This window comes from Lelliottia sp. RD5 (assembly GCF_056032945.1).
This window is the reverse complement of record NZ_JBVYHQ010000001.1, coordinates 230,493-251,606: the sequence shown is the minus strand read 5'-3', so window position 1 is coordinate 251,606 and position 21,114 is coordinate 230,493. Positions and strand designations below refer to the sequence as shown.

Genomic DNA, 21,114 nt, shown 5'->3' with positions numbered 1-21,114 from the left:
ACTATTCCATCTGCGCCCCGCCGTTAAGGCGGAACACGATATTCACAATCAATCCACTTCCTGGTTTCCCGGCTTCATATCGCCATTTGCGCATCGCCGCTTTCACTTCACGCTCAAACATATTGGCGGGCTGGGCAGAAAGAATCTCCACGTTATCCACGCGTCCATCAGCCGTGACGTCAAATTTCACGCGCAGACGCCCCTCAATGCGCAAGGCTTGCGCACGCGCAGGATATTGCGGCTGATTGCGGCTTAGCGCGCGCGGGCCAGAAGGTGCCGAGACGACCGGTTTTGCCGTGGCCGGCGCGTTATTCATCACGGGTTTCGCCGGCGCCGTATTTTGCACGGTCTGCGTCGTACGCGGTTCAACGGGACGCTCCTCTCGTTTTGGACGTTCTTCCACCTTTTTAACCGGTTTTGGTTTTGGCTTCGGTTTCGGCTTTGGCTCCGGCTTATGGATCACCACTGGCGCTTCTTTCGGCGGCTCAGGGATCGGCTCAGGTTCCGGCTCAACAACAGGCTCTGGTGGTGGCGGGACGACCTGCGGCTCTAGCTCTGCGGGCGTCACCATGGTCACCGAAATCGGCTGCGCGGGCGCTGGCATTTCAATAACCTGATGTACCGATGTGTAGAGCAGACCCGCGACAACAGCACCGTGAATCACAACGGAAAGCAGCGTCGGCCAGGGAAAGCGGCGAGGTAAATTCAGGGTCATCGAAGTCATAATCGTTACAGTTAAAAAACCAGACCCCGATTTTAAATGCAAATAGCAATCATATTCAATAAGACACTCCATCTTCTCGCAATTTAAGTGCGTAAGCGGCGTATCCTGGCCTCGGTTTGTTACAGTTTTAACAAGGTTGTTATCTTTACATTGCAGTCATCGCTGCTTTCACATAACGTAAATGCCACTTTTTATGGTTAAGGAGCTCCGCCGTGCTTTACGTTATCTACGCTGAGGATGTTGCTGATTCTCTTGAAAAACGTCTTTCCGTCCGCCCTGCGCATCTGGCGCGACTGCAACTTTTGCACGACGAAGGCAAACTGCTCACCGCAGGGCCAATGCCTGCCGTTGACAGCAACGATCCCGGCGCGGCCGGCTTTAGTGGCTCTACGGTGATTGCCGATTTCGAATCCCTGGAAGCAGCACAGTTTTGGGCCGAAGCCGACCCGTACGTCGCCGCAGGCGTTTACGCAAAAGTCACCGTTCGCCCGTTTAAGAAAGTGTTTTAAGGTTGTGAATAAAGCGTCCTCACGCGCTTTTTAAAAAACATCAACCAGTGGAAATAAAGGACTTTATTTCACGCCTGTCCCACGCATTAATCACATTGATACAAGAAGCCCCGCATAGACGGGGCTTTATTTTTAACTGGGCCTACAAGGTCGGCGTTCATTGAGCCCGTGACAGATGCGATGAGATTGTTGGCTAAGTCCAAAGCGCGGAACCTCACCCAGGCCCTTCGCTTCCTGCCGCTAGCAGAGGTACCAACACGTCACTGATGGGCGTAGGTATTCCATGTGATTTGCCTAGCCGCTGGATCACAGCGTTACGGACCTCCCATTCCATTGGGCGGTTAGACTGACGATCCGCCAGAATAGAAGTGCCTAAGTCTGCAGGCGCACGACGAAAACCGTCCACGATTTCACGCGCAACGTCATCGTTCAGTATCGCCTTTTCAGCACGCGCCACCGCCAGACACTCGCGCAGGTAAGCCATTGCCAGTTCTGTAATATCTTCCCGCGAGAACATGCCAGCACGGCGATTGGCAAGTACCATCAAACCTGCCGCCGCATTCTGCAACAGTTTGCGCCAGGCGATGGACGTGAAATCCTCCGAAAGCTCGACGGTGCAACGTGTATCAGTAAGCGCATCAGCTATCCGTTTTGCCTGCGGCGTATCCGGCAGCGTCAGGCGAGGTTTTGCACGCAGCCAGACAGAAGCGTCCGGTTCACGCTGTGCAGGAAACCAGACCACCGAAGGCACGACCGTGGCGCCGTTAACATAAGGCTCCAGCTGGCTTTTCTGCTCTACTCCGTTTTGCAGCGCGCAGACCACTGTGTTTTCATCACACAGTTTATCCAGCCAGCCTGCGCTCGATGCCGTCTGGGTCGCTTTCACCGCAACGAATACCAGATCGCACGGCTGAGTGATATTCGCCGCGTTGCTCAATACTGGCCCCGGCACGGTAATTTCATCTTCATCGAAGCGCAGCACTAATTTCGGATGGGCTGTACGTCCGCACAGTAACGGCTTGCGGCCAACCTCATGCAGTAGCGCGGCAATAGTCGTACCGATAGCGCCTGGACCAATGAGGGCAATAGTTGGACTGTCAGACATGTCGCATTCTCCCAATGTCGTTAACCGATAATGAGCGTGCCGGTAGCGATAACCACGCACGCAAGCGTTTTTCTTAGCGTTAGCGATTCGCCCAGGAACACGTAACCTAATATGGCGGCAAAGAGAACGCTGGTTTCGCGCAGTGCTGAAACGGTGCCCATCGGGGCACCCAACATGGCGTAGACAATGATCCCGTACGCCAGTAGCGAAACAAGGCCCCCTATCGCTGCACGAGGTACACCCGGCCGCCAGCGCAATAAACTTCTTCTGTCGCGCAAAGCGATATAGAGTGCGGGCATCAGCCCTCCCCATAAGGCGCTCATCCACACGGTGTATGAGAGCGCATTGCCGGACAATCGCACACCTATCCCATCCACTACGCTATACGCGGCAATGAAAGCACCGGTGGCCAGCGCATATTTCAGATTCGGCATCGCCAGTTTGTAGCCCTTCATGGCGAGCATCAGAATACCGCAGGAAACCAGCGTAATACCGCCAAGCGTATTCAGTTCAATTTTTTCACCGGCGAAGAGTGCCGCCGCGCATGTCACCAGTAGCGGAGAGCAGCCGCGCGCAATCGGATAGGATTGCCCGAGATCCCCGCTCTGATAGCTACGTATCAGACACAGGTTATAGCCCACATGCAGCAGCGCCGAAAACAACACGTACTTCCAGCTGGCCGAGGATGGCAATGGCACAAACAGTGCGATTAGGCCGCTGGTCATGGCAATCGCCACGCACATAATGGTCATCGCCCATAACCGGTCAGTTGCCCCACGTAACAGAGTATTCCAGCTGGCATGCAGCAGAGCGGCGAATAGCGTCAGGAAAATAATATGGCTTGGCATAGGCTGATGCTAAGCAACCTACGCCTGTTTTAAAAGTGAAGTGTCGTCATTCGATCATGAGCGAAAGCTCATACCTTATGTATAACTGAGCTGAGCCTGATGGGATTCAGCCATAAGCCAGGAGCAGAACGTCATAATGTGCGGCTGCGTTTCGATGCCGCCTGGACAGACAAAGTAATAGGCCGCGGGCGAAGGAAAAGGGATATTAAACAGCCTTACCAGACTGCCTTCCTTGAGCTCTTTTTCGACGTGTCCACTGCGCGCTAACGCAATGCCCTGTCCCAGCAGCGCGGCTTCGATGGTCATATTGGTGTCTGCAAAACGTACGCTCTCATGCAACGCATCCGTCTGTATACCGGCCTGCTCAAACCAGGAATCCCATTTCGGAACCAGATCCGCACCGTCGCGCGTCAGAAGCGGATAGCGCAACAGCTCAGCCGGTTCATGGGGTGTTCCAAAACGTTGTAATAATGCCGGGCTGGCCACCGGAAACAGCTGTTCGCGGAACATAAATTCCGTGTGCAGCGCCGGATAATTGCCGTGACCAAAGCGGATCGCCACGTCGGAATCTGAATTGGTGAAGTTAATGGCTCTGTCGGTGCTTTCAATCGTGACCAGAATCTCAGGATGCAGTCGGGTTAATTCTGGAAGACGTGGCAGCAGCCACTTCAACGCGAAAGAATAGGTAGTACTTAAACGTAATCGTACACGGCTTTTTTGTTCGCGAAGATCGGCTAACGAGGTTTCCAGCTTTGTGAAAAACTCGCGCACGATAGGCGCGAGCGCGGCGCCTGCAGGCGTCAGTGTGAGTGTCTTACCGCGCTGAAAAAGCTGTAGGCCCCATAATTCTTCAAGATTTTTTAACTGATGGCTGACCGCACTCTGCGTGATGAATAGCTCTGATGCGGATGAGGTGAACGTGGGATGGCGGGTAGCAACTTCAAACGCACGAAGCATGGCGGTAGGAGGAATGTCACGCATCTTTCTTATCCTGTGAATGAGCTCAGACTCATGACACGATAGGCCGACTCTTCTTCAAAAGAAAGCGTAAGCGTGATTGTCATCTAACGAGCGTATAACGCTGAGATGTTTCACCATCAATAAAAATGGCTGCGAGAATATGGCAGCCATAGACTGTTTAAGACTCGATTGGGTTAACGAATAAAAGTCTTCTTAGCGCGTACGGAATAGCGGAAGTAAGGGATCCAGATGCAGGCGTAAATTGTGTGGGTAACAATTGGCATCACCTGGTTAAAGCCCAGGGCAATCTGTGGGAACAGGTAAGGTGTGATGCACCGGTCAATCAACATGACGACGATACCAGCGACGAGCAACACACTGTACGCCAGCGGAAGTTCTTTCTTCTTGCGCAAAAAAAGTGAGGCAACATAGATAATGTAAAGCAAGAAAACAAAATTCACCCCCGCAGAAATAAACAGATAGGCTGATTGCGGAAGCGGAAGATAACCTAGCGTATCAATGCTGGCCTTTAATGTAACGGCCAGTGAACTGAAGTAACCATACGCAATGAGGAACATATTCAGAAATGGCACGAACAGCAAACCGCCAATTTTGCGATACCGTTTTTCCTCACATTCAGGGCAGTATTCCTGGTGCTGTGGAATGGTCTTATCACATTTAATGCACGTCCATTTGAAAGCGGTATCGGTCATTATTTTTCCTTATTAACACGCAGGCTCTTAACGGCTCAGCTTGATTCCAGAGTGGGTAACATGGGTACTCAGAGATATCGGCTAATCCAGGCGCAATCTTGAGCACTATTACACTCATCGCATCTCCGCTCTCAGCAACGGTATGCGTTCCTTCAGTGGAGCGATGCCAGTCGTGCGGCAAATCCCACAAACAGCAGCCCGATCAACCCATTTCCCAGCTTCGCCAGTTTCTTTTTCGTCTTCAAGTAGCGTGTCACAAATGCCCCGGAGAAAATCAAGAAGCTCATGAACATGAAGCTGATCAGTTCTAAGGTTGTCGCAAGGATCAGGAAAGAGGTGCCTGTGTTTGGCGCACTGACATCAATGAATTGCACGAAAAACGAGACGTAAAACAGAATCGCCTTGGGATTGGTCAAACTCAATACCAGCGAGCGCTTCAGGATCATACTTGCCGGCTCTGCCCCTCCTGCCTGCGCGCTGTTTTTGCGCATAATGACCGACCAGAGCATTTTGCCACCGAGCCACAGTAAATATAGCGCGCCAAGATAACGGACAATATTGAATAGCACGGGTGTAGTTTGAATCAGTGCCGCCACGCCGGCCCAGGCCAGAAACATCAGTACGGCATCACCGATAAATACGCCCGTCGCGGCGAGATAACCTTTTTTGACGCCGTGACCTATGCCTGTTTTGAGAACAAATAAAGTATTGGGGCCAGGCACGAGAACAATAAAAAACGCGCCAACAACGTAGGTCCAAAAATTCAGTACACCAAACTCCGCAAACACCACCCGCTCCTTTTTAAAACAGCGCGCCACAGCGTGGTTAAGAGAACCGAAACCGTGAACGCGCTATACATGTCATTCTGACGTTCGCAAACCCTTGCGGGCGTCAGTACCGTCTGTCCTTAAAGCATTGCCCAGTGCATGCCAAGCGCGTAAATAAATTGCCCTAGCTGCGTGAGCGACGAGAGTCCTAAATATTCCCTTAATGCATCTACGGCAAAAATTGCAATTAAGACCCAAAGGAAAGGATTCATTTTTCTTATTCATCGCGTACATCGCCGCACATCATACCGTAGCAGTGGAAGGATTTAACACGCGGGAAGCAAAATAGTACGCGTACAGGCGTTGATGGCTTAAAAAAACATCAGGCACCGAAAACGGTGCCTTCAGGGAACTCAGAGATCGCGAACGGCGAACACCAGTGCATTACGGTGACGGCTTAGCCCACATTTTCTGATAGCGTGAATACGCATATTGCGGCGGGATTGAGCTTCCAGCCAGCGAGCCTTGCGGCGGCTCGTTTGTCGCAACATGCGCCAGCGCCCTACTTCAGTTCTACTGCGCTTCATGGTTAAAACTCTTTCCTTAACAGAAACGCCATTATAAACCCTTGGTCGCGGCAAACCAGCGCTTTTAGCCGTCCTTTTTATTTGCCAGATCAATTCTGATGCGTACACTCATAACAATACGCTTTCAAAAGGATTTTTAATTATGACAACCTTCTACACCGTGGTGAGTTGGCTGGTCATTCTGGGATACTGGCTGCTCATCGCAGGTGTGACGCTTCGCATCCTGATGAAACGCCGAGCTGTCCCCTCTGCCATGGCCTGGCTACTGATTATCTACATCCTGCCGCTGGTGGGAATTATTGCCTATCTTTCGTTTGGTGAATTGCATCTGGGCAAGCGTCGCGCCGAGCGTGCCCGCGCCATGTGGCCGTCGACCGCAAAATGGTTAAACGACCTGAAATCCTGCAAACACATCTTTGCCGAAGAAAATAGCAGCGTGGCATCTTCACTGTTCAAACTCTGCGAGCGGCGTCAGGGCATTGCCGGGGTTAAAGGTAATCAGCTGCAATTGTTAACGACCTCTGATGACGTTATGCAGGCGCTGATTCGCGATATCCAACTCGCTCGCCATAATATCGAAATGGTTTTCTACATCTGGCAGCCGGGTGGAATGGCGGATCAAGTTGCTGAGTCGCTGATGGCGGCATCTCGTCGCGGTATCCATTGCCGGTTGATGCTGGATTCTGCTGGGAGTGTGGCTTTTTTCCGCAGCCCTTGGGCTGGGATGATGCGCAACGCGGGTATTGAAGTTGTCGAAGCGCTAAAGGTGAATTTACTGCGCGTGTTTCTGCGTCGCATGGATTTACGCCAGCACCGTAAAATGATCATGATCGACAATTATATTGCCTACACCGGCAGCATGAATATGGTCGATCCGCGCTTCTTCAAACAAGATTCCGGCGTGGGTCAGTGGATCGATTTAATGGCGCGTATGGAAGGTCCCGTCGCTACCGCAATGGGTATTGTGTATTCCTGCGACTGGGAAATTGAAACCGGCAAGCGTATTTTGCCGCCACCGCCCGACGCCAATATCATGCCGTTCGAGCAGGAAAGCGGCCATACCATTCATACCATTGCCTCCGGCCCGGGTTTCCCGGAAGACTTGATTCATCAGGCGTTGCTCACTGCGGCTTATTCTGCGCGTGAATATCTGATCATGACTACGCCCTACTTTGTGCCGAGCGACGACCTGTTGCATGCGATTTGTACCGCCGCACAGCGCGGTGTGGATGTCAGCATTATTATGCCGCGCAAAAACGACTCGGTACTGGTGGGATGGGCTAGCCGCGCGTTCTTTACAGAGCTTCTGGCAGCAGGGGTGAAAATCTATCAGTTTGAGGGTGGACTGCTGCATACCAAAAGCGTACTGGTGGATGGGGAACTCAGTCTGGTCGGGACCGTGAATCTGGATATGCGGAGTTTGTGGCTGAATTTTGAAATTACGCTGGTGATTGACGATGCGGGTTTTGGTGGCGATTTGGCTGCCGTTCAGGACGATTACATCTCCCGCTCGCGCTTGCTGGACGCCAGTTTGTGGGTCAAACGCCCTTTGTGGCAGCGGATCACCGAACGACTGTTTTACTTCTTTAGCCCGTTGCTGTAAAACGTGCCCAACGATGTTTTAACAGGTAGTCATCATGGAAATGGATCTGAATAATCGTCTGACGGAAGACGAAACGCTCGAGCAGGCCTACGACATTTTTCTCGAACTGGCGATGGATAATCTCGATCCCGCAGACGTTATCCTCTTTAATTTGCAGTTTGAAGAGCGCGGCGGCGCGGAGCTGTTTGACCCGTCTGAAGACTGGGCTGAGCATGTCGATTTCGACCTCAACCCGGACTTTTTTGCCGAGGTGGTGATTGGTCTTGCGGAGACTGACGGCGGCGAAATCAATGATATTTTTGCCCGCGTCCTGCTGTGTCGGGAAAAAGATCACAAGCTGTGCCATATCCTCTGGCGTGAATAACAAAAGGCTGCGAATGCAGCCTTTTATATTTAATCCGCTAATTCAGTCCCGCAGCGGTTACAAAATCGCGCGCTGTGCTCATGGTTCGCCTGCTGACAATGAGGGCATTTGCGCTGCTGCTGTCGATTCTGAAATGCTGCACTCATGTGCGTCGTGATAAGACCGGTAGGAATCGCTATCACGGAATAACCAATCAAAATGAGCATCGACGCCACAATTCTGCCAAGCGGCGTATGCGGTGTAATATCGCCATATCCCACCGTCGTGACCGTGACAATAGCCCAATAGACGGATGCATTCAGGGTGGTGAATCCATATTTAGGCCCTTCTATCAGGTACATCAGCGCACCAAAGACAATCATTACAATGGCAATAAACGAATAGAACAGAATTAACTGATGCCGGGCACTAAATATCGCCTTCCAGAACACATGCAACGACGGCATTAAACGCAACAACTTCAGGACGCGCAGCACGCGTATGGCGCGCATTGCCCGCCAGGCAAAAACATAATTGACGCTAATTTCAGGCCACAGCCACATCACATAGAGCGGCAAAATGGTCGCCAGATCGATAATGCCCCAAAAGCTAAAGACATATTTCGCCGGATTGGGCCAGCTGAAAACCCGCAGCAAATATTCCAGTGTAAAAACCAGCGTGACGAAAAGCTCCAGCCAGACGAAGAGATGCCACTCGTCCATCGTCAGGTGATATTGCGTCCCAAGACCTGACTCAATAAAGATGATGAGTACGCTGAGTAGCGCAAACAGTCCGCACAATCCTTCGAAATGACGACCTGAGCGGGTATTTTGATCGAATAGCAGACGGAACATCCGACGACGAACCGAAGAAACGGATAGCGACACGATAACCTCGCAAAAATTAAGGGCTGACATCATGTCAGCCCTTGCGATTATAACGGGTCTACTTTCAGGCAGGAAACCGCGTGACGGAAACTTCCTTCAAGTACTGGCCGGGTTTGTGCACATTCCGGACCGGCCAGCGGGCAGCGCGTACGGAATACGCAGCCAGATGGCGGGTTTATCGGTGACGGCAACTCGCCTTCCAGAAGCTGAATTTTTTTATTTTTTTCCAGATCCGGATCGGGAACCGGCACCGCCGACATCAGCGCTTTGGTGTAAGGGTGCAGCGGATTGTGGTAAACCTCATCGTAGGTCCCCAGCTCTACCGCGTGGCCCAAATACATCACCAGTACACGATCTGAAATGTGTTTAACCACCGCCAGGTCGTGCGCGATGAAGATCAACGACAGCCCCATTTCACGCTGTAATTTTTGCAGCAGGTTAACCACCTGCGCCTGGATGGAAACATCCAGCGCGGAAACCGGTTCGTCGCAAATAATCAGCTTAGGTTCCAGAATCAACGCACGCGCAATACCAATACGCTGACACTGCCCACCCGAAAACTCATGCGGGTAGCGGTTGATGAGGTTGGGCAACAGCCCTACTTTCATCATCATCGCTTTCACGCGGTCGCGCGCTTCCTGGCGGGACATTTTGGGATGATAAGTGCGCAGAGGTTCCGCGATAATCTCCCCAATCGTCATACGTGGGTTCAGGGATGCCAGCGGATCCTGGAAAATCATCTGGATGTCGCTGCGCACTTCGCGCCACTCGTCCGGCTTCATACCCAGCAGATCTTTGCCCAGCCACGCCACTTTACCTTCTGTAGCTTTAACAAGGCCGATGATGGCGCGGGCAAAAGTCGACTTACCGCAGCCCGATTCCCCAACGACACCCAGGGTTTCACCTTCGTAAAGGCGCAGCGTGACGCCATCAACTGCTTTGAGGGTTTTGGCTGGCTGCCAGAACCACTGTTTGCCGTCCTTAATGTCAAAATGCACTTTCAGATCGGCAATTTCGAGCAGCACATTTCTTTTTTCATCTATGGCGTTCATACCAGCTCCTCGTACGGCTTAAAGCAGGCGCGCAGACGGCCTGGCGCAAACTCTTCCAGCGGCGGAGCGCTGTTACAGATTTCCATCGCATGCGGACAGCGTGGCTGGAACGGACAGCCTTTAGGCAGACGCAGCAGGTTCGGTGGGTTGCCTGGAATCGTCAGCAGAGATTCACCTTCCGCATCCAGACGCGGGACCGCATTCAACAGACCAATGGAATAAGGGTGCGCGGGATTGTAAAACACATCGCGCGCCTTGCCGTATTCCATGGTACGGCCTGCATACATCACCAGCACCTTGTCACAGATACCCGCTACCACACCCAGGTCGTGGGTGATCATGATAATCGCCGTGTTGAACTCGCTTTTGAGTTCATTCAGCAACGTCATGATCTGCGCCTGCACGGTGACGTCCAGCGCGGTGGTCGGCTCATCGGCAATCAGCAATTTAGGACGACAGAGCAACGCCATCGCGATCATCACGCGCTGGCGCATACCGCCCGAAAATTCATGCGGATACATGCGCATACGCTTACGCGCTTCCGGCATTTTTACCGCATCCAACATTTTTACCGACTCTTCAAACGCTTCGGCTTTATTCATGCCTTTATGCAGCATGAGGACTTCCATCAGCTGCTCACCCACGCGCATGTACGGGTTCAGCGAGGTCATCGGGTCCTGGAAAATCATCGAAATCTGCTCGGCACGTAGCGTGTTCAGCTCGTGCTCCGGCAGGTTCAGAATGTTTTTACCGTTAAAGGTCGCGGTTCCGCTGATTCGGCCGTTTTGCGCCAGCAGGCCCATCAGCGCGAAGGCAGTTTGCGATTTACCGGAGCCAGATTCACCCACGATACCCAGCGTCTCGCCAGCACGCAGATCAAAGTTCAGATCGTTTACAGCCGTCACATCGCCATCGGGCGTTTGAAAGGTGACGCGTAAATCTTTGACGTCCAGCAGGACATTTTGCTGACGTGGCGCGGTTGCCGTTTCAATAATAGTCATGGCGGCACTCCTTAACGGTCTTTCGGGTCGAGGGCATCACGCAAGCCATCGCCGATAAAGTTGAAACAAAACAGGGTAACCACCAGGAAACCAGCCGGGAACAGCAGCAGCCACGGAGAAACTTCCATTGAGTTCGCGCCATCACTCAGCAGCGCACCCCAGCTGCTCAGCGGCTCTTGTGTACCCAAACCGAGGAAGCTCAGGAAAGATTCAAACAGAATCATGCTTGGCACCAGCAGCGAGGCGTATACCACGACGACGCCCAGCACGTTCGGAACGATGTGGCGTACCACGATCCCACCGACGGAAACACCGCCAACCTGCGCCGCTTCAATAAATTCTTTGCGCTTCAGGCTCAACGTCTGGCCACGCACAATACGCGCCATGTCCAGCCAGGACACCATCCCGATAGCCACGAAAATCAGCAGGATGTTTTGTCCAAAGAAAGTCACCAGCAAAATAACAAAGAACATGAACGGGAAGGAGTTCAGGATCTCCAGCAGACGCATCATCACGGAATCGACTTTGCCGCCCAAATAGCCGGAAAGAGAGCCGTAAAGCGTGCCGACAACAACAGCCACCAGCGCGGCGGCAATGCCCACCATCAGGGAGATACGTCCACCAATCGCCACACGCACCAGCAGATCGCGTCCGGATGAGTCGGTACCGAAATAGTGTCCAGACGTCATATCAGGCGCACTGGACATCATGCCCCAGTCGGTATCGAAGTAGGTGAACTGCGACAACACGGGGGCGAGCGTCACGAATAATGCGATAAAGATCAGGACCACAAGGCTTGCGACCGCTGCACGGTTATGCATAAAGCGACGGCGGGCGTCCTGCCATAGGCTGCGCCCTTCGACTTCGAGTTTCTCACTGAAGTTTTCCAGCGCCTCGCTGTTTTTATTACTCAACATCATGGCGTACTCCAGTGCTAGTAGCGAATTTTTGGGTCGATAACGGCATACAGCACATCGACAACGGCGTTAAAGAGGATCGTCAGTGCGCCGACGAGAATCGTCAGGCTCAGTACTAACGAATAGTCACGGTTCAACGCGCCATTCACGAACAGCTGGCCGATACCCGGCAGGCCATAGATAGTTTCGATAACCATAGAGCCGGTGATAATCCCGACAAACGCAGGCCCCATATATGAAAGAACTGGCAGCAGCGCAGGTTTTAACGCGTGGCGAAGCACAATACGATGCATCGGCAAGCCTTTAGCGCGCGCAGTACGAATGAAGTTTGAGTGCAAGACTTCAATCATCGAACCACGGGTGATACGCGCGATGCTGGCAATGTAAGCCAGCGATAATGCCACCATCGGCAAAATCATGTACTTCGGTGCCCCGCCGTTCCAGCCGCCCCCGGGCAGCCATTTCAGCGTTATGGCAAACACCATCACCAGCAACGGCGCAACAACGAAACTGGGTATGACGACCCCGGTCATCGCTATCCCCATCACGGAATAATCCCATTTGGTATTTTGTTTAAGCGCGGCGATAACCCCTGCGCTGACGCCAAGAACAACGGCAAGAATAAAGGCCGCGGCGCCTAATTTAGCCGAAACGGGGAAGCTCGACGCCACCAGATCGTTTACGGAATAGTCTTTGTATTTGAATGACGGTCCAAAATCACCCTGCGCCAGCTGCTTCAAATAATTGAAGTACTGGGTAGAGATAGGATCGTTTAAATGGTATTTGGCTTCGATGTTCGCCATGACTTCTGGCGGCAGCGCGCGCTCGCTGGTAAACGGACTACCCGGGGCGAGTCGCATCATGAAGAACGAAATAGTAATGAGAATAAAGAGCGTCGGTATCGCTTCAAGACAGCGACGTAAGATAAATTTCAACATTGCCCGTACCTTCTGGCGTGTGCCTTTTACACATGCCCACTCAAATCGAAATGAGTGATGCCGTGTAGTTTGTGCGATGAGTTAAGACACAGTGGGGCAAATTGCTTTGCCCCACGGATTGCCATTAATGCTTAATGATGTACAAATCTTTGGTGTAGATGTTATCCATCGGGTCTTTGCCGGTATAACCGCCAACCCAAGGTTTCACCAGACGCGCGTTCACATAGTAGTAAACCGGTACAATCGCAGAGTCTTTACCCAACTGCTGCTCCGCTTTGTCGTACTGAGCGGAACGCTGTGCTTCGTCGGTTGCTTTCAAAGACTCTTTCATGATCGCGTCAAACGCCGGGCTCTTATAGTGCGCGGTGTTCATAGAGCTGTCAGAAAGCATCGTGTTCAGGAAGGATGTTGGTTCGTTGTAGTCCGCACACCAGCCTGCACGCGCCACGTCATAGTTGCCCTGATGACGGGTATCCAGGAAGGTTTTCCACTCCTGGTTAACCAGCTTCACGTCAACACCCAGGTTTTTCTTCCAAATGGATGACGCCGCGATTGCCAGTTTTTTGTGCAGATCTGAGGTGTTATACAACAGGTCAAATTTCAGTGGTTTGTCAGCGGTGTAGCCCGCTTCAGCCAGCAGTTTTTTAGCTTCTTCGTTACGCTTTTCCTGAGTCCAGGTGAACCACTCTGGTTTGGTCAGTTTGGCGCCGTCAGCATATGGCGGGGTATAACCGAAAGCAGGCAGATCGCCCTGCGCTTTCACTTTGTTAACGATAATATCGCGATCCAGGCCCAGCTTCAGTGCGGTACGAACGCGGACATCGTTAAATGGTGCTTTCTGGTTGTTAATTTCATAGTAATAAGTACACAGATACGGATCGACGTGAACTTCTGTCGGGATCTCTTTTTTCAGCTTCTGGAAGAGTTCAATCGGCAGGTTGTTATAGGTCATGTCGATTTCACCGCTGCGGTAGCGGTTTACATCGGTCACTTCAGAAGAAATAGGCAGATAGGTAATCTGATCAACGATGGTTTTACCGTTATCCCAGTAGTTGGTATTACGTTCCATCACGATACGTTCGTTAACAACCCAGTCTTTCAGCTTATACGCACCGTTGGTCACGATGTTCGCAGGCTGCGTCCATTTTTCGCCAAATTTTTCGATGGCAGCTTTATTTACCGGGGACATTGCCGGGTTAACCAGCAATTTGTAGAAATACGGAACGGGTTCACTCAGCGTGACTTCCAGGGTGTGGTCGTCAACCGCTTTAACACCCAGCTCAGACGGTTTCTTTTTGCCGTCGATGATTTCATCAACGTTCAGGATGTGACCATATTGCGGATAGCTCGCGTAGGGGGATGCGGTATTAGGATCCACCAGACGCTGCCAGCTATACACGAAATCTTGTGCGGTGACAGGTTCACCGTTGGACCATTTTGCGTCTTTACGCAGGTGGAATGTCCAGACTTTAAAGTCTTTATTATCCCAACTTTCAGCCACACCTGGGATTGGGTGACCGTCTTTCGTTGAGGTAATCAGCAGACCTTCAAACAGGTCACGGCTGATGTTTGCTTCCGGAACGCCTTCGATTTTGTTCGGGTCAAGAGACTGAGGCTCTGCACCGTTGTTGCGAATCATGGTTTGCTTTTCTGCCAGTGTAATTCCGGCAGGAACGTCGGCAGCCATTGCCATATTACCCGCGATTAGCGCAGTGAAGATTCCCGCGGCAATCAGATTTTTTTTTGTGATGATGGACATTGTGTTGATACTCCACTCATTATAATTACTGGTTTTATGACCAGCCTGTTTAATTCCCCTGAGGGGTCCTGAACAACGCAGGAGTTGAGCTGCTGTCAGGTCGTTTACTTCTTGCTATCACCGACTTTACTTATTGCTGATGACTCGTGTGGCCACCTTGCGTCGATTCCAAACACGCCTCCCCTGTTTTGAGACGTGTGATATTGGGTTGAGATGAGCGCTATTTTGAAAATCATTCTCATCTACAAGAATACTGGAGCAAAATATAAGGCCGGAAAGTACCAAATGGCTTAATTTCGCGCCAATACATTTTGCAAATTTGTTAAGCAATTCTCTTTTACTACGATGGGATTTTCGGTGAGGGCAGCCTTGCCGTACTACAGACACATTGAAAAGACCGAACATTCAATGTGATAGCGAGATTCATCTCGCGTTGCGCTTCGTTGCGCTATCATCGACTCGCATTTGTACAAAAATTTAACAACTGGTTGTTATTTAGCACATTCATCTAGGGGAATGTTGAAATTACTAATAACATTTCGGTTATCTCACAGCAAGCCCCAGAGTATCATGTGATTAAAATAACAGACTGTTTGCGCGGTTTATGTACGGGGAAAAGAGAGGATTCACATTAAGTTACTGAAATGTAACGAAAGTGATTTATTAGCGGAAATTATTATTTCTTGTGAAGATTTCAACTTTATTTATATGATTTGCTGATAATAACGAAAAAAAACGGAGCCACTGGCTCCGTCCTTTCATATGAAATGATTAATTCACCAGACCTGGGAAAATACTTTTTAGCCCTGTCACAATGAATTCGATTCCTAACGCCATCAGCAACAGCCCCATAATACGCGTGATCACGTTGATACCGGTTTGTCCCAGTAGACGCACAAGCCAGGGTGCAATGCGAAACACGCCCCAACAACACAGCGCAAAAAGTGCAATCGCGATCGAAAACCCGATCAAATGCACCAGATTATGGTAGCGCGTGCCCCAGACGATAGTGGAACTGATCGCACCTGGCCCCGCCATCAAAGGCAGTGCAAGGGGAACAACGCCTATGCTCTCGCGAACCGCGGACTCTGATTTTTCCTGTTTGTTCTGTTTGTCTTCCCCCAATTTCCCGCTGATCATCGACATCGCAATCGTCACCACGAGAATGCCACCTGCGATACGGAAGGAGTCGATGGAGATACCGAAAATTTGCAGAATCGAGTCGCCAAGAAAAAGTGACGTCAGCAAGATGATGGCAACGGACAGGTTAGCTGTCAGGTTAGTTTTATTTCGGGCAACCGCCGTCTGGTAGCTCGTCATACTAATGAAGACAGGGATGATCCCCACCGGGTTAACGAGTGCGAACAAACCAATAAAAAACTTAAAATAGGTAGAGAAATCAAAGAGCAATGGGGTCACAATTAGCTCCGCAAATCAGCATGGCCCGAACAACAAATTAAAGGAAGTAAAACCGCGCTGAAGATACGCTTTTTATCAGCATACTTCACCAGAAATCTGCTCCAAAACGCTATGAATTTCCTGTGTTAAGTATTTGTGTCAATGATGGAATATTCGATTCCATTACTTTTGTAATTATTTAACACTTGATATGATTACTCAAAATACCCGTGCTGAAAGGTATCAGCTTCGGTATAAATTGATTCAGATCATGTTTTCCGTACTCAGAAGTGAGTAATCTTGATGACACCAACAGGGAGTGGGCCTAGTAAAAAGGGATGATGCTAAAGTCAGGCTCTTTTAGTAAGTTAGTGCCGGAGAGTTGATTGCGAACCTCAGTAAACCTTTGTTTTATTGTGTGTTAAGCAAGTGCTGACACCTCGGCTATACTGGTGAGTTATTGAGCGCTGGTTTACTAAAAGAGTTTAAACATTATCAGGAGAGCATTATGGCTGTTACTAATATCGCGGAACTTAACGCACTCGTCGAGCGCGTCAAAAAGGCCCAGCGTGAATATGCCAATTTCACCCAAGAACAGGTTGATAAAATCTTCCGCGCAGCCGCACTGGCTGCTGCAGATGCTCGAATCCCTCTCGCTAAAATGGCCGTTGCCGAGTCTGGCATGGGTATCGTTGAAGACAAAGTGATCAAAAACCACTTCGCTTCAGAGTATATCTACAACGCCTATAAAGATGAGAAGACGTGTGGCGTTCTGGCAGAAGATCATACGTTCGGTACTATCACTATCGCTGAACCAATCGGTATCATTTGCGGTATCGTTCCGACAACTAACCCAACGTCTACCGCCATCTTCAAGTCACTCATCAGCCTGAAGACCCGTAACGCAATCATCTTCTCCCCACACCCACGTGCTAAAGATGCGACAAATAAAGCGGCTGATATTGTTCTGCAAGCAGCCATCGCAGCGGGTGCACCAAAAGATCTGATTGGTTGGATTGACCAGCCATCTGTAGAACTGTCTAACGCGCTGATGCACCACCCAGATATTAATATGATTCTGGCAACCGGTGGTCCAGGCATGGTGAAAGCCGCATACAGCTCCGGTAAACCTGCCATTGGTGTTGGTGCCGGTAACACCCCAGTTGTTGTTGACGAAACCGCCGACATCAAACGCGTTGTTGCTTCTATCCTGATGTCTAAAACCTTCGATAACGGCGTAATTTGTGCTTCCGAGCAGTCAGTTATCGTTGTTGACTCTGCATATAACGCAGTGCGTGAACGTTTTGCTACCCACGGCGGTTACATGCTGCAGGGTAAAGAGCTGAAGGCCGTTCAGGATATCATTCTGAAAAATGGCGCACTGAACGCTGCAATTGTTGGCCAACCTGCCGCTAAAATTGCAGAACTGGCAGGCTTTACGGTTCCCGCTGATACCAAAATTTTGATTGGTGAAGTCAGCGTTGTAGATGAATCTGAACCCTTTGCTCACGAAAAACTGTCCCCTACTCTTGCCATGTACCGTGCTAAGAGTTTCGAAGACGCGGTGATCAAAGCGGAGAAACTGGTTGAAATGGGCGGGATTGGTCATACCTCTTGCTTGTATACCGACCAGGACAACCAGCCTGAGCGCGTGAAGTACTTCGGCGACAAAATGAAAACCGCACGTATTCTGATCAACACCCCTGCTTCTCAGGGTGGTATCGGTGACCTGTATAACTTTAAACTCGCGCCTTCCCTGACTCTGGGTTGTGGTTCATGGGGTGGTAACTCCATCTCTGAAAACGTTGGTCCTAAGCACCTGATCAACAAGAAAACCGTTGCTAAGCGAGCTGAAAACATGTTGTGGCACAAACTTCCGAAATCTATCTACTTCCGCCGTGGCTCACTGCCAATCGCGCTGGATGAAGTGATTACTGATGGCCACAAACGTGCGCTCATCGTGACTGACCGTTTCCTGTTCAACAACGGCTATGCAGACCAGATCACTTCTGTTCTGAAAGCAGCAGGCGTTGAGACTGAAGTCTTCTTCGAAGTTGAAGCTGACCCAACCCTGACCGTTGTTCGCAAAGGTGCAGAGCTGGCTAACTCCTTCAAACCAGACGTGATCATCGCGCTTGGTGGTGGTTCCCCGATGGACGCCGCTAAAATCATGTGGGTTATGTACGAACACCCAGAAACGCATTTCGAAGAACTCGCACTGCGCTTTATGGACATCCGTAAACGTATCTACAAGTTCCCGAAAATGGGCGTGAAAGCAAAAATGATTGCGGTCACCACCACCTCTGGTACCGGTTCTGAAGTGACGCCATTTGCGGTTGTTACTGATGATGCAACGGGTCAGAAATACCCACTGGCTGATTACGCTCTGACTCCAGATATGGCGATTGTTGATGCCAACCTGGTGATGGATATGCCGAAATCACTGTGCGCATTCGGTGGTCTGGATGCAGTGACTCACGCACTGGAAGCTTATGTTTCTGTACTGGCGAGTGAATTCTCTGACGGTCAGGCTCTGCAAGCGCTGAAACTGCTGAAAGAAAACCTGCCAGCCTCTTACAATGAAGGTTCTAAAAACCCAGTAGCTCGTGAGCGTGTACACAACGCTGCGACCATCGCCGGTATCGCGTTTGCTAACGCCTTCCTCGGTGTGTGTCACTCAATGGCGCACAAATTGGGTTCTCAGTTCCACATTCCTCACGGTCTGGCGAACGCCCTGCTGATTTCGAACGTTATTCGTTACAACGCTAACGACAACCCGACTAAGCAGACAGCATTTAGCCAGTACGACCGCCCGCAAGCTCGTCGTCGCTACGCAGAAATCGCAGACCATCTGGGTCTGAGTGCTCCAGGCGATCGCACTGCTGCGAAGATTGAGAAACTGCTGGCATGGCTTGATAGCATTAAAGCTGAACTGGGCATTCCTAAATCTATCCGTGAAGCGGGTGTTCAGGAAGCTGACTTCCTGGCACATGTTGACAAGCTGTCTGAAGATGCATTCGATGACCAATGTACTGGCGCTAACCCGCGTTACCCATTGATCTCCGAGCTGAAACAGATTCTGCTTGATACATACTACGGACGCGAATTCAGCGAAAATGACACAGCTGCAGTAAAAATTGATGCACCTGTAAAAGCTGATAAAAAAGTGAAGAAAAACGCTTAATTACTAGCTGAAATAAAAAACCCGCCACTGGCGGGTTTTTTTATGCCTGATGAACAACCATCAGCAAAAACAGGATGAAGTCTAATGACGATTCTCTTCAACGAGAGCTGTAAGAGACCCAACAGCCAGCGCTTCTTTATAGTGCTTACGGCACACGGATACATAGCGTTCGTTGCCGCCAATGACGACCTGTTCACCCTCAGCGAAGGGTTTTCCTTCATGATCAAGACGCAGCACCATGCTGGCTTTGCGGCCGCAGAAACAAATCGTTTTCAACTCGACCAGTTTGTCTGACCAGGCCAATAAATACTGGCTACCGATAAACAGTTCGCCGCGAAAGTCGGTGCGCAGTCCGTAGCACAGAACGGGAATATCGAGTTCATCAACGACTTCTGAAAGAGCATGGACCTGCTGACGTGTCAAAAACTGACTTTCATCTACCAGAACGCAGTGTATCGACTTCACAGCATGCTCAGAGCGGATGTCACTGAGTAAATCGGTTCCGTTATTAAAGAGCTTTGCCGGGGACGATAGCCCTATACGAGAGCTCACCTTCCCTGCCCCAAAGCGATCATCAATCTCGGCAGTGTATACCAGCGAGCGCATGCCCCTTTCTTGATAGTTATAAGAGGATTGCAGCAGCGCTGTAGACTTGCCTGCATTCATTGCGGAATAGTAGAAATAAAGTTGTGCCATTGGTCGTTAAACCCTAATCAATGTGTAATATTCCCGATGGATGATTGTACCATAATTTGCCTCGTCCCCAGTGTGACGAACCACAAAACAGGTGCATAGGCAATGTCAGCATTCAACACTGATAAACAAAATAACATGTTAAAACATGCAGTAATGCCATTTTCCATTTGTCAGAAGAGCGTTTATAGCCGTGTAAGTCATGACTTTTTATAATGGAATTCTTACTCGCCCGAATTCAATATTTATTAACTATTCTGGCAATAAGACCCCTTCGAGTGGGGTAATACAAAAGGTTGATATTTATCCGCCGCAACTATAATCACAAGCCTGATTGCCACTAAACAAACATGTAGCCGGTCGGTTTATGCCAGTCGAGATGATAACAAGCCCATCATCCTGACAATGAAATTTAAGTTAACGTAATTAATATTGGCGCGTGATATTAAGTATTTTTTGAATTCCTTACATTCCCACCTATTGCACATCTTAAATTATCACTCTATTATTAGGACAACAAACCCCCCATTATAAGTTTGAGATTACTAAAATGAGCGAAGCACTTAAAATTCTGAACAACATCCGTACTCTTCGTGCGCAGGCAAGAGAATGCACCCTCGAAACGCTGGAAGAAATGCTGGAAAAATTAGAAGTGGTTGTGACTGAACGTCGTGAAGAAGAGAGCGCTGCGGCTGCCGAAATCGAAGAACGCACTCGCAAACTTCAGCAATACCGTGAAATGCTGATTGCCGACGGTATCGATCCAAATGAATTACTGAACAGCATGTCAGCCGCTAAGACCAGCACTAAAGCAAAACGTGCAACTCGCCCAGCTAAATATAGCTACGTTGATGAGAACGGCGAAACTAAAACTTGGACAGGCCAAGGCCGTACTCCAGCAGTAATCAAGAAAGCCATGGAAGAGCAAGGCAAACAGCTGGACGATTTCCTGATCAAGGATTAATCGCCTGCCTTTCAGAAAAATCCCGTTTAATACGGGATTTTTTATGCCCGTAATTTATACCGATACATACGCTTACACCCAATTATATAGCTACACACCGTTGCTCATACTTCCTTAAGAATCAGCTTATGGCGGTTATCAGGCATAAAAAAAGCCGATATC

Annotated in this window: 21 protein-coding genes; 5 read left to right on the top strand and 16 right to left on the bottom strand. The window is 50.2% G+C overall.

The window, feature by feature from the left end; all coding sequences use genetic code 11:
• Position 1 precedes the first annotated feature (1 nt).
• Positions 2-715 (bottom strand): TonB system transport protein TonB, encoded by a 714-nt coding sequence (tonB, locus tag AC0LWE_RS01285; protein ID WP_219347690.1) that lies wholly within the window; start codon positions 713-715, stop codon positions 2-4.
• A gap of 221 nt (positions 716-936) precedes the next feature.
• Between tonB and AC0LWE_RS01280 the strand changes: the two genes are divergently transcribed.
• The gene (locus AC0LWE_RS01280; RefSeq protein ID WP_219346476.1) at positions 937-1,233 is read left to right on the top strand and encodes a YciI family protein; all 297 of its coding nucleotides are present in this window, start codon (positions 937-939) and stop codon (positions 1,231-1,233) included.
• A 214-nt stretch (positions 1,234-1,447) separates the two neighbouring features.
• Here AC0LWE_RS01280 and AC0LWE_RS01275 read toward each other — a convergent pair whose 3' ends face one another.
• The 7 genes from AC0LWE_RS01275 to AC0LWE_RS01245 all read right to left on the bottom strand — a co-directional run bounded on the left by AC0LWE_RS01275 (position 1,448) and on the right by AC0LWE_RS01245 (position 6,213).
• Positions 1,448-2,338 carry an oxidoreductase gene (locus tag AC0LWE_RS01275; RefSeq protein WP_474264612.1) on the bottom strand — a complete coding sequence of 297 codons (891 nt, stop codon included), beginning with the start codon at positions 2,336-2,338 and terminating at the stop codon, positions 1,448-1,450.
• 20 nt (positions 2,339-2,358) lie between these two features.
• Positions 2,359-3,186, bottom strand: a complete 828-nt coding sequence (locus AC0LWE_RS01270; RefSeq protein ID WP_219346475.1) for a DMT family transporter — start codon at positions 3,184-3,186, stop codon at positions 2,359-2,361.
• A 75-nt stretch (positions 3,187-3,261) separates the two neighbouring features.
• Positions 3,262-4,167, bottom strand: a complete 906-nt coding sequence (gcvA, locus tag AC0LWE_RS01265) for a transcriptional regulator GcvA (protein WP_219346474.1) — start codon at positions 4,165-4,167, stop codon at positions 3,262-3,264.
• 173 nt (positions 4,168-4,340) lie between these two features.
• A complete protein-coding gene (locus AC0LWE_RS01260) occupies positions 4,341-4,859 on the bottom strand; it encodes a DUF2569 domain-containing protein (protein WP_174343272.1) in 519 nt (172 codons plus the stop codon).
• A 152-nt stretch (positions 4,860-5,011) separates the two neighbouring features.
• On the bottom strand, positions 5,012-5,647 hold the full coding sequence (gene leuE, locus AC0LWE_RS01255; protein WP_219346473.1) for a leucine efflux protein LeuE: 636 nt from the start codon (positions 5,645-5,647) through the stop codon (positions 5,012-5,014).
• A gap of 119 nt (positions 5,648-5,766) precedes the next feature.
• Positions 5,767-5,898 carry a KPN_01571 family protein gene (locus AC0LWE_RS01250; RefSeq protein WP_216979984.1) on the bottom strand — a complete coding sequence of 44 codons (132 nt, stop codon included), beginning with the start codon at positions 5,896-5,898 and terminating at the stop codon, positions 5,767-5,769.
• A 141-nt stretch (positions 5,899-6,039) separates the two neighbouring features.
• On the bottom strand, positions 6,040-6,213 hold the full coding sequence (locus AC0LWE_RS01245; RefSeq protein ID WP_012017677.1) for a YciY family protein: 174 nt from the start codon (positions 6,211-6,213) through the stop codon (positions 6,040-6,042).
• A 142-nt stretch (positions 6,214-6,355) separates the two neighbouring features.
• On the opposite strand from AC0LWE_RS01245, the gene cls reads away from it, so the two are divergent.
• Entirely contained in the window at positions 6,356-7,816 is a 1,461-nt protein-coding gene (gene cls / locus AC0LWE_RS01240) for a cardiolipin synthase (protein WP_059179169.1), read from the top strand.
• Positions 7,817-7,850: 34 nt separating this feature from the next.
• Positions 7,851-8,180 carry an HI1450 family dsDNA-mimic protein gene (locus AC0LWE_RS01235; RefSeq protein WP_059179170.1) on the top strand — a complete coding sequence of 110 codons (330 nt, stop codon included), beginning with the start codon at positions 7,851-7,853 and terminating at the stop codon, positions 8,178-8,180.
• A 29-nt stretch (positions 8,181-8,209) separates the two neighbouring features.
• On the opposite strand, the gene AC0LWE_RS01230 is transcribed toward AC0LWE_RS01235, so the two are convergent.
• The 7 genes from AC0LWE_RS01230 to AC0LWE_RS01200 form a co-directional block, all read right to left on the bottom strand.
• A complete protein-coding gene (locus tag AC0LWE_RS01230; protein WP_059179183.1) occupies positions 8,210-9,046 on the bottom strand; it encodes an ion transporter in 837 nt (278 codons plus the stop codon).
• Between the two features lie 47 nt (positions 9,047-9,093).
• Positions 9,094-10,098: a murein tripeptide/oligopeptide ABC transporter ATP-binding protein OppF gene (gene oppF, locus AC0LWE_RS01225; RefSeq protein ID WP_059179171.1), complete on the bottom strand. Its 1,005-nt coding sequence runs from the start codon at positions 10,096-10,098 to the stop codon at positions 9,094-9,096.
• Positions 10,095-11,099 carry an ABC transporter ATP-binding protein gene (oppD, locus tag AC0LWE_RS01220; protein WP_059179172.1) on the bottom strand — a complete coding sequence of 335 codons (1,005 nt, stop codon included), beginning with the start codon at positions 11,097-11,099 and terminating at the stop codon, positions 10,095-10,097. The genes oppF and oppD overlap by 4 nt, the downstream gene beginning before the upstream one ends.
• Before the next feature lie 11 nt (positions 11,100-11,110).
• The gene (oppC, locus tag AC0LWE_RS01215) at positions 11,111-12,019 is read right to left on the bottom strand and encodes an oligopeptide ABC transporter permease OppC (protein ID WP_059179173.1); all 909 of its coding nucleotides are present in this window, start codon (positions 12,017-12,019) and stop codon (positions 11,111-11,113) included.
• A 14-nt stretch (positions 12,020-12,033) separates the two neighbouring features.
• Positions 12,034-12,954, bottom strand: coding sequence for an oligopeptide ABC transporter permease OppB (oppB, locus tag AC0LWE_RS01210; RefSeq protein ID WP_059179174.1), 921 nt, complete (start codon positions 12,952-12,954; stop codon positions 12,034-12,036).
• 124 nt (positions 12,955-13,078) lie between these two features.
• Positions 13,079-14,713, bottom strand: coding sequence for an oligopeptide ABC transporter substrate-binding protein OppA (oppA, locus tag AC0LWE_RS01205; protein WP_131487219.1), 1,635 nt, complete (start codon positions 14,711-14,713; stop codon positions 13,079-13,081).
• Positions 14,714-15,484: 771 nt separating this feature from the next.
• Complete coding sequence (locus AC0LWE_RS01200; RefSeq protein ID WP_012017686.1) at positions 15,485-16,132, bottom strand: YchE family NAAT transporter; 648 nt, start codon at positions 16,130-16,132, stop codon at positions 15,485-15,487.
• Between the two features lie 487 nt (positions 16,133-16,619).
• Between AC0LWE_RS01200 and adhE the strand changes: the two genes are divergently transcribed.
• Positions 16,620-19,295 carry a bifunctional acetaldehyde-CoA/alcohol dehydrogenase gene (adhE, locus tag AC0LWE_RS01195; RefSeq protein WP_059179176.1) on the top strand — a complete coding sequence of 892 codons (2,676 nt, stop codon included), beginning with the start codon at positions 16,620-16,622 and terminating at the stop codon, positions 19,293-19,295.
• Positions 19,296-19,376: 81 nt separating this feature from the next.
• On the opposite strand, the gene tdk is transcribed toward adhE, so the two are convergent.
• Positions 19,377-19,991, bottom strand: coding sequence for a thymidine kinase (tdk, locus tag AC0LWE_RS01190; protein ID WP_202667860.1), 615 nt, complete (start codon positions 19,989-19,991; stop codon positions 19,377-19,379).
• A 547-nt stretch (positions 19,992-20,538) separates the two neighbouring features.
• Between tdk and hns the strand changes: the two genes are divergently transcribed.
• Positions 20,539-20,952, top strand: a complete 414-nt coding sequence (hns, locus tag AC0LWE_RS01185) for a histone-like nucleoid-structuring protein H-NS (protein WP_012017689.1) — start codon at positions 20,539-20,541, stop codon at positions 20,950-20,952.
• The last annotated feature ends 162 nt before the right edge of the window (positions 20,953-21,114 follow it).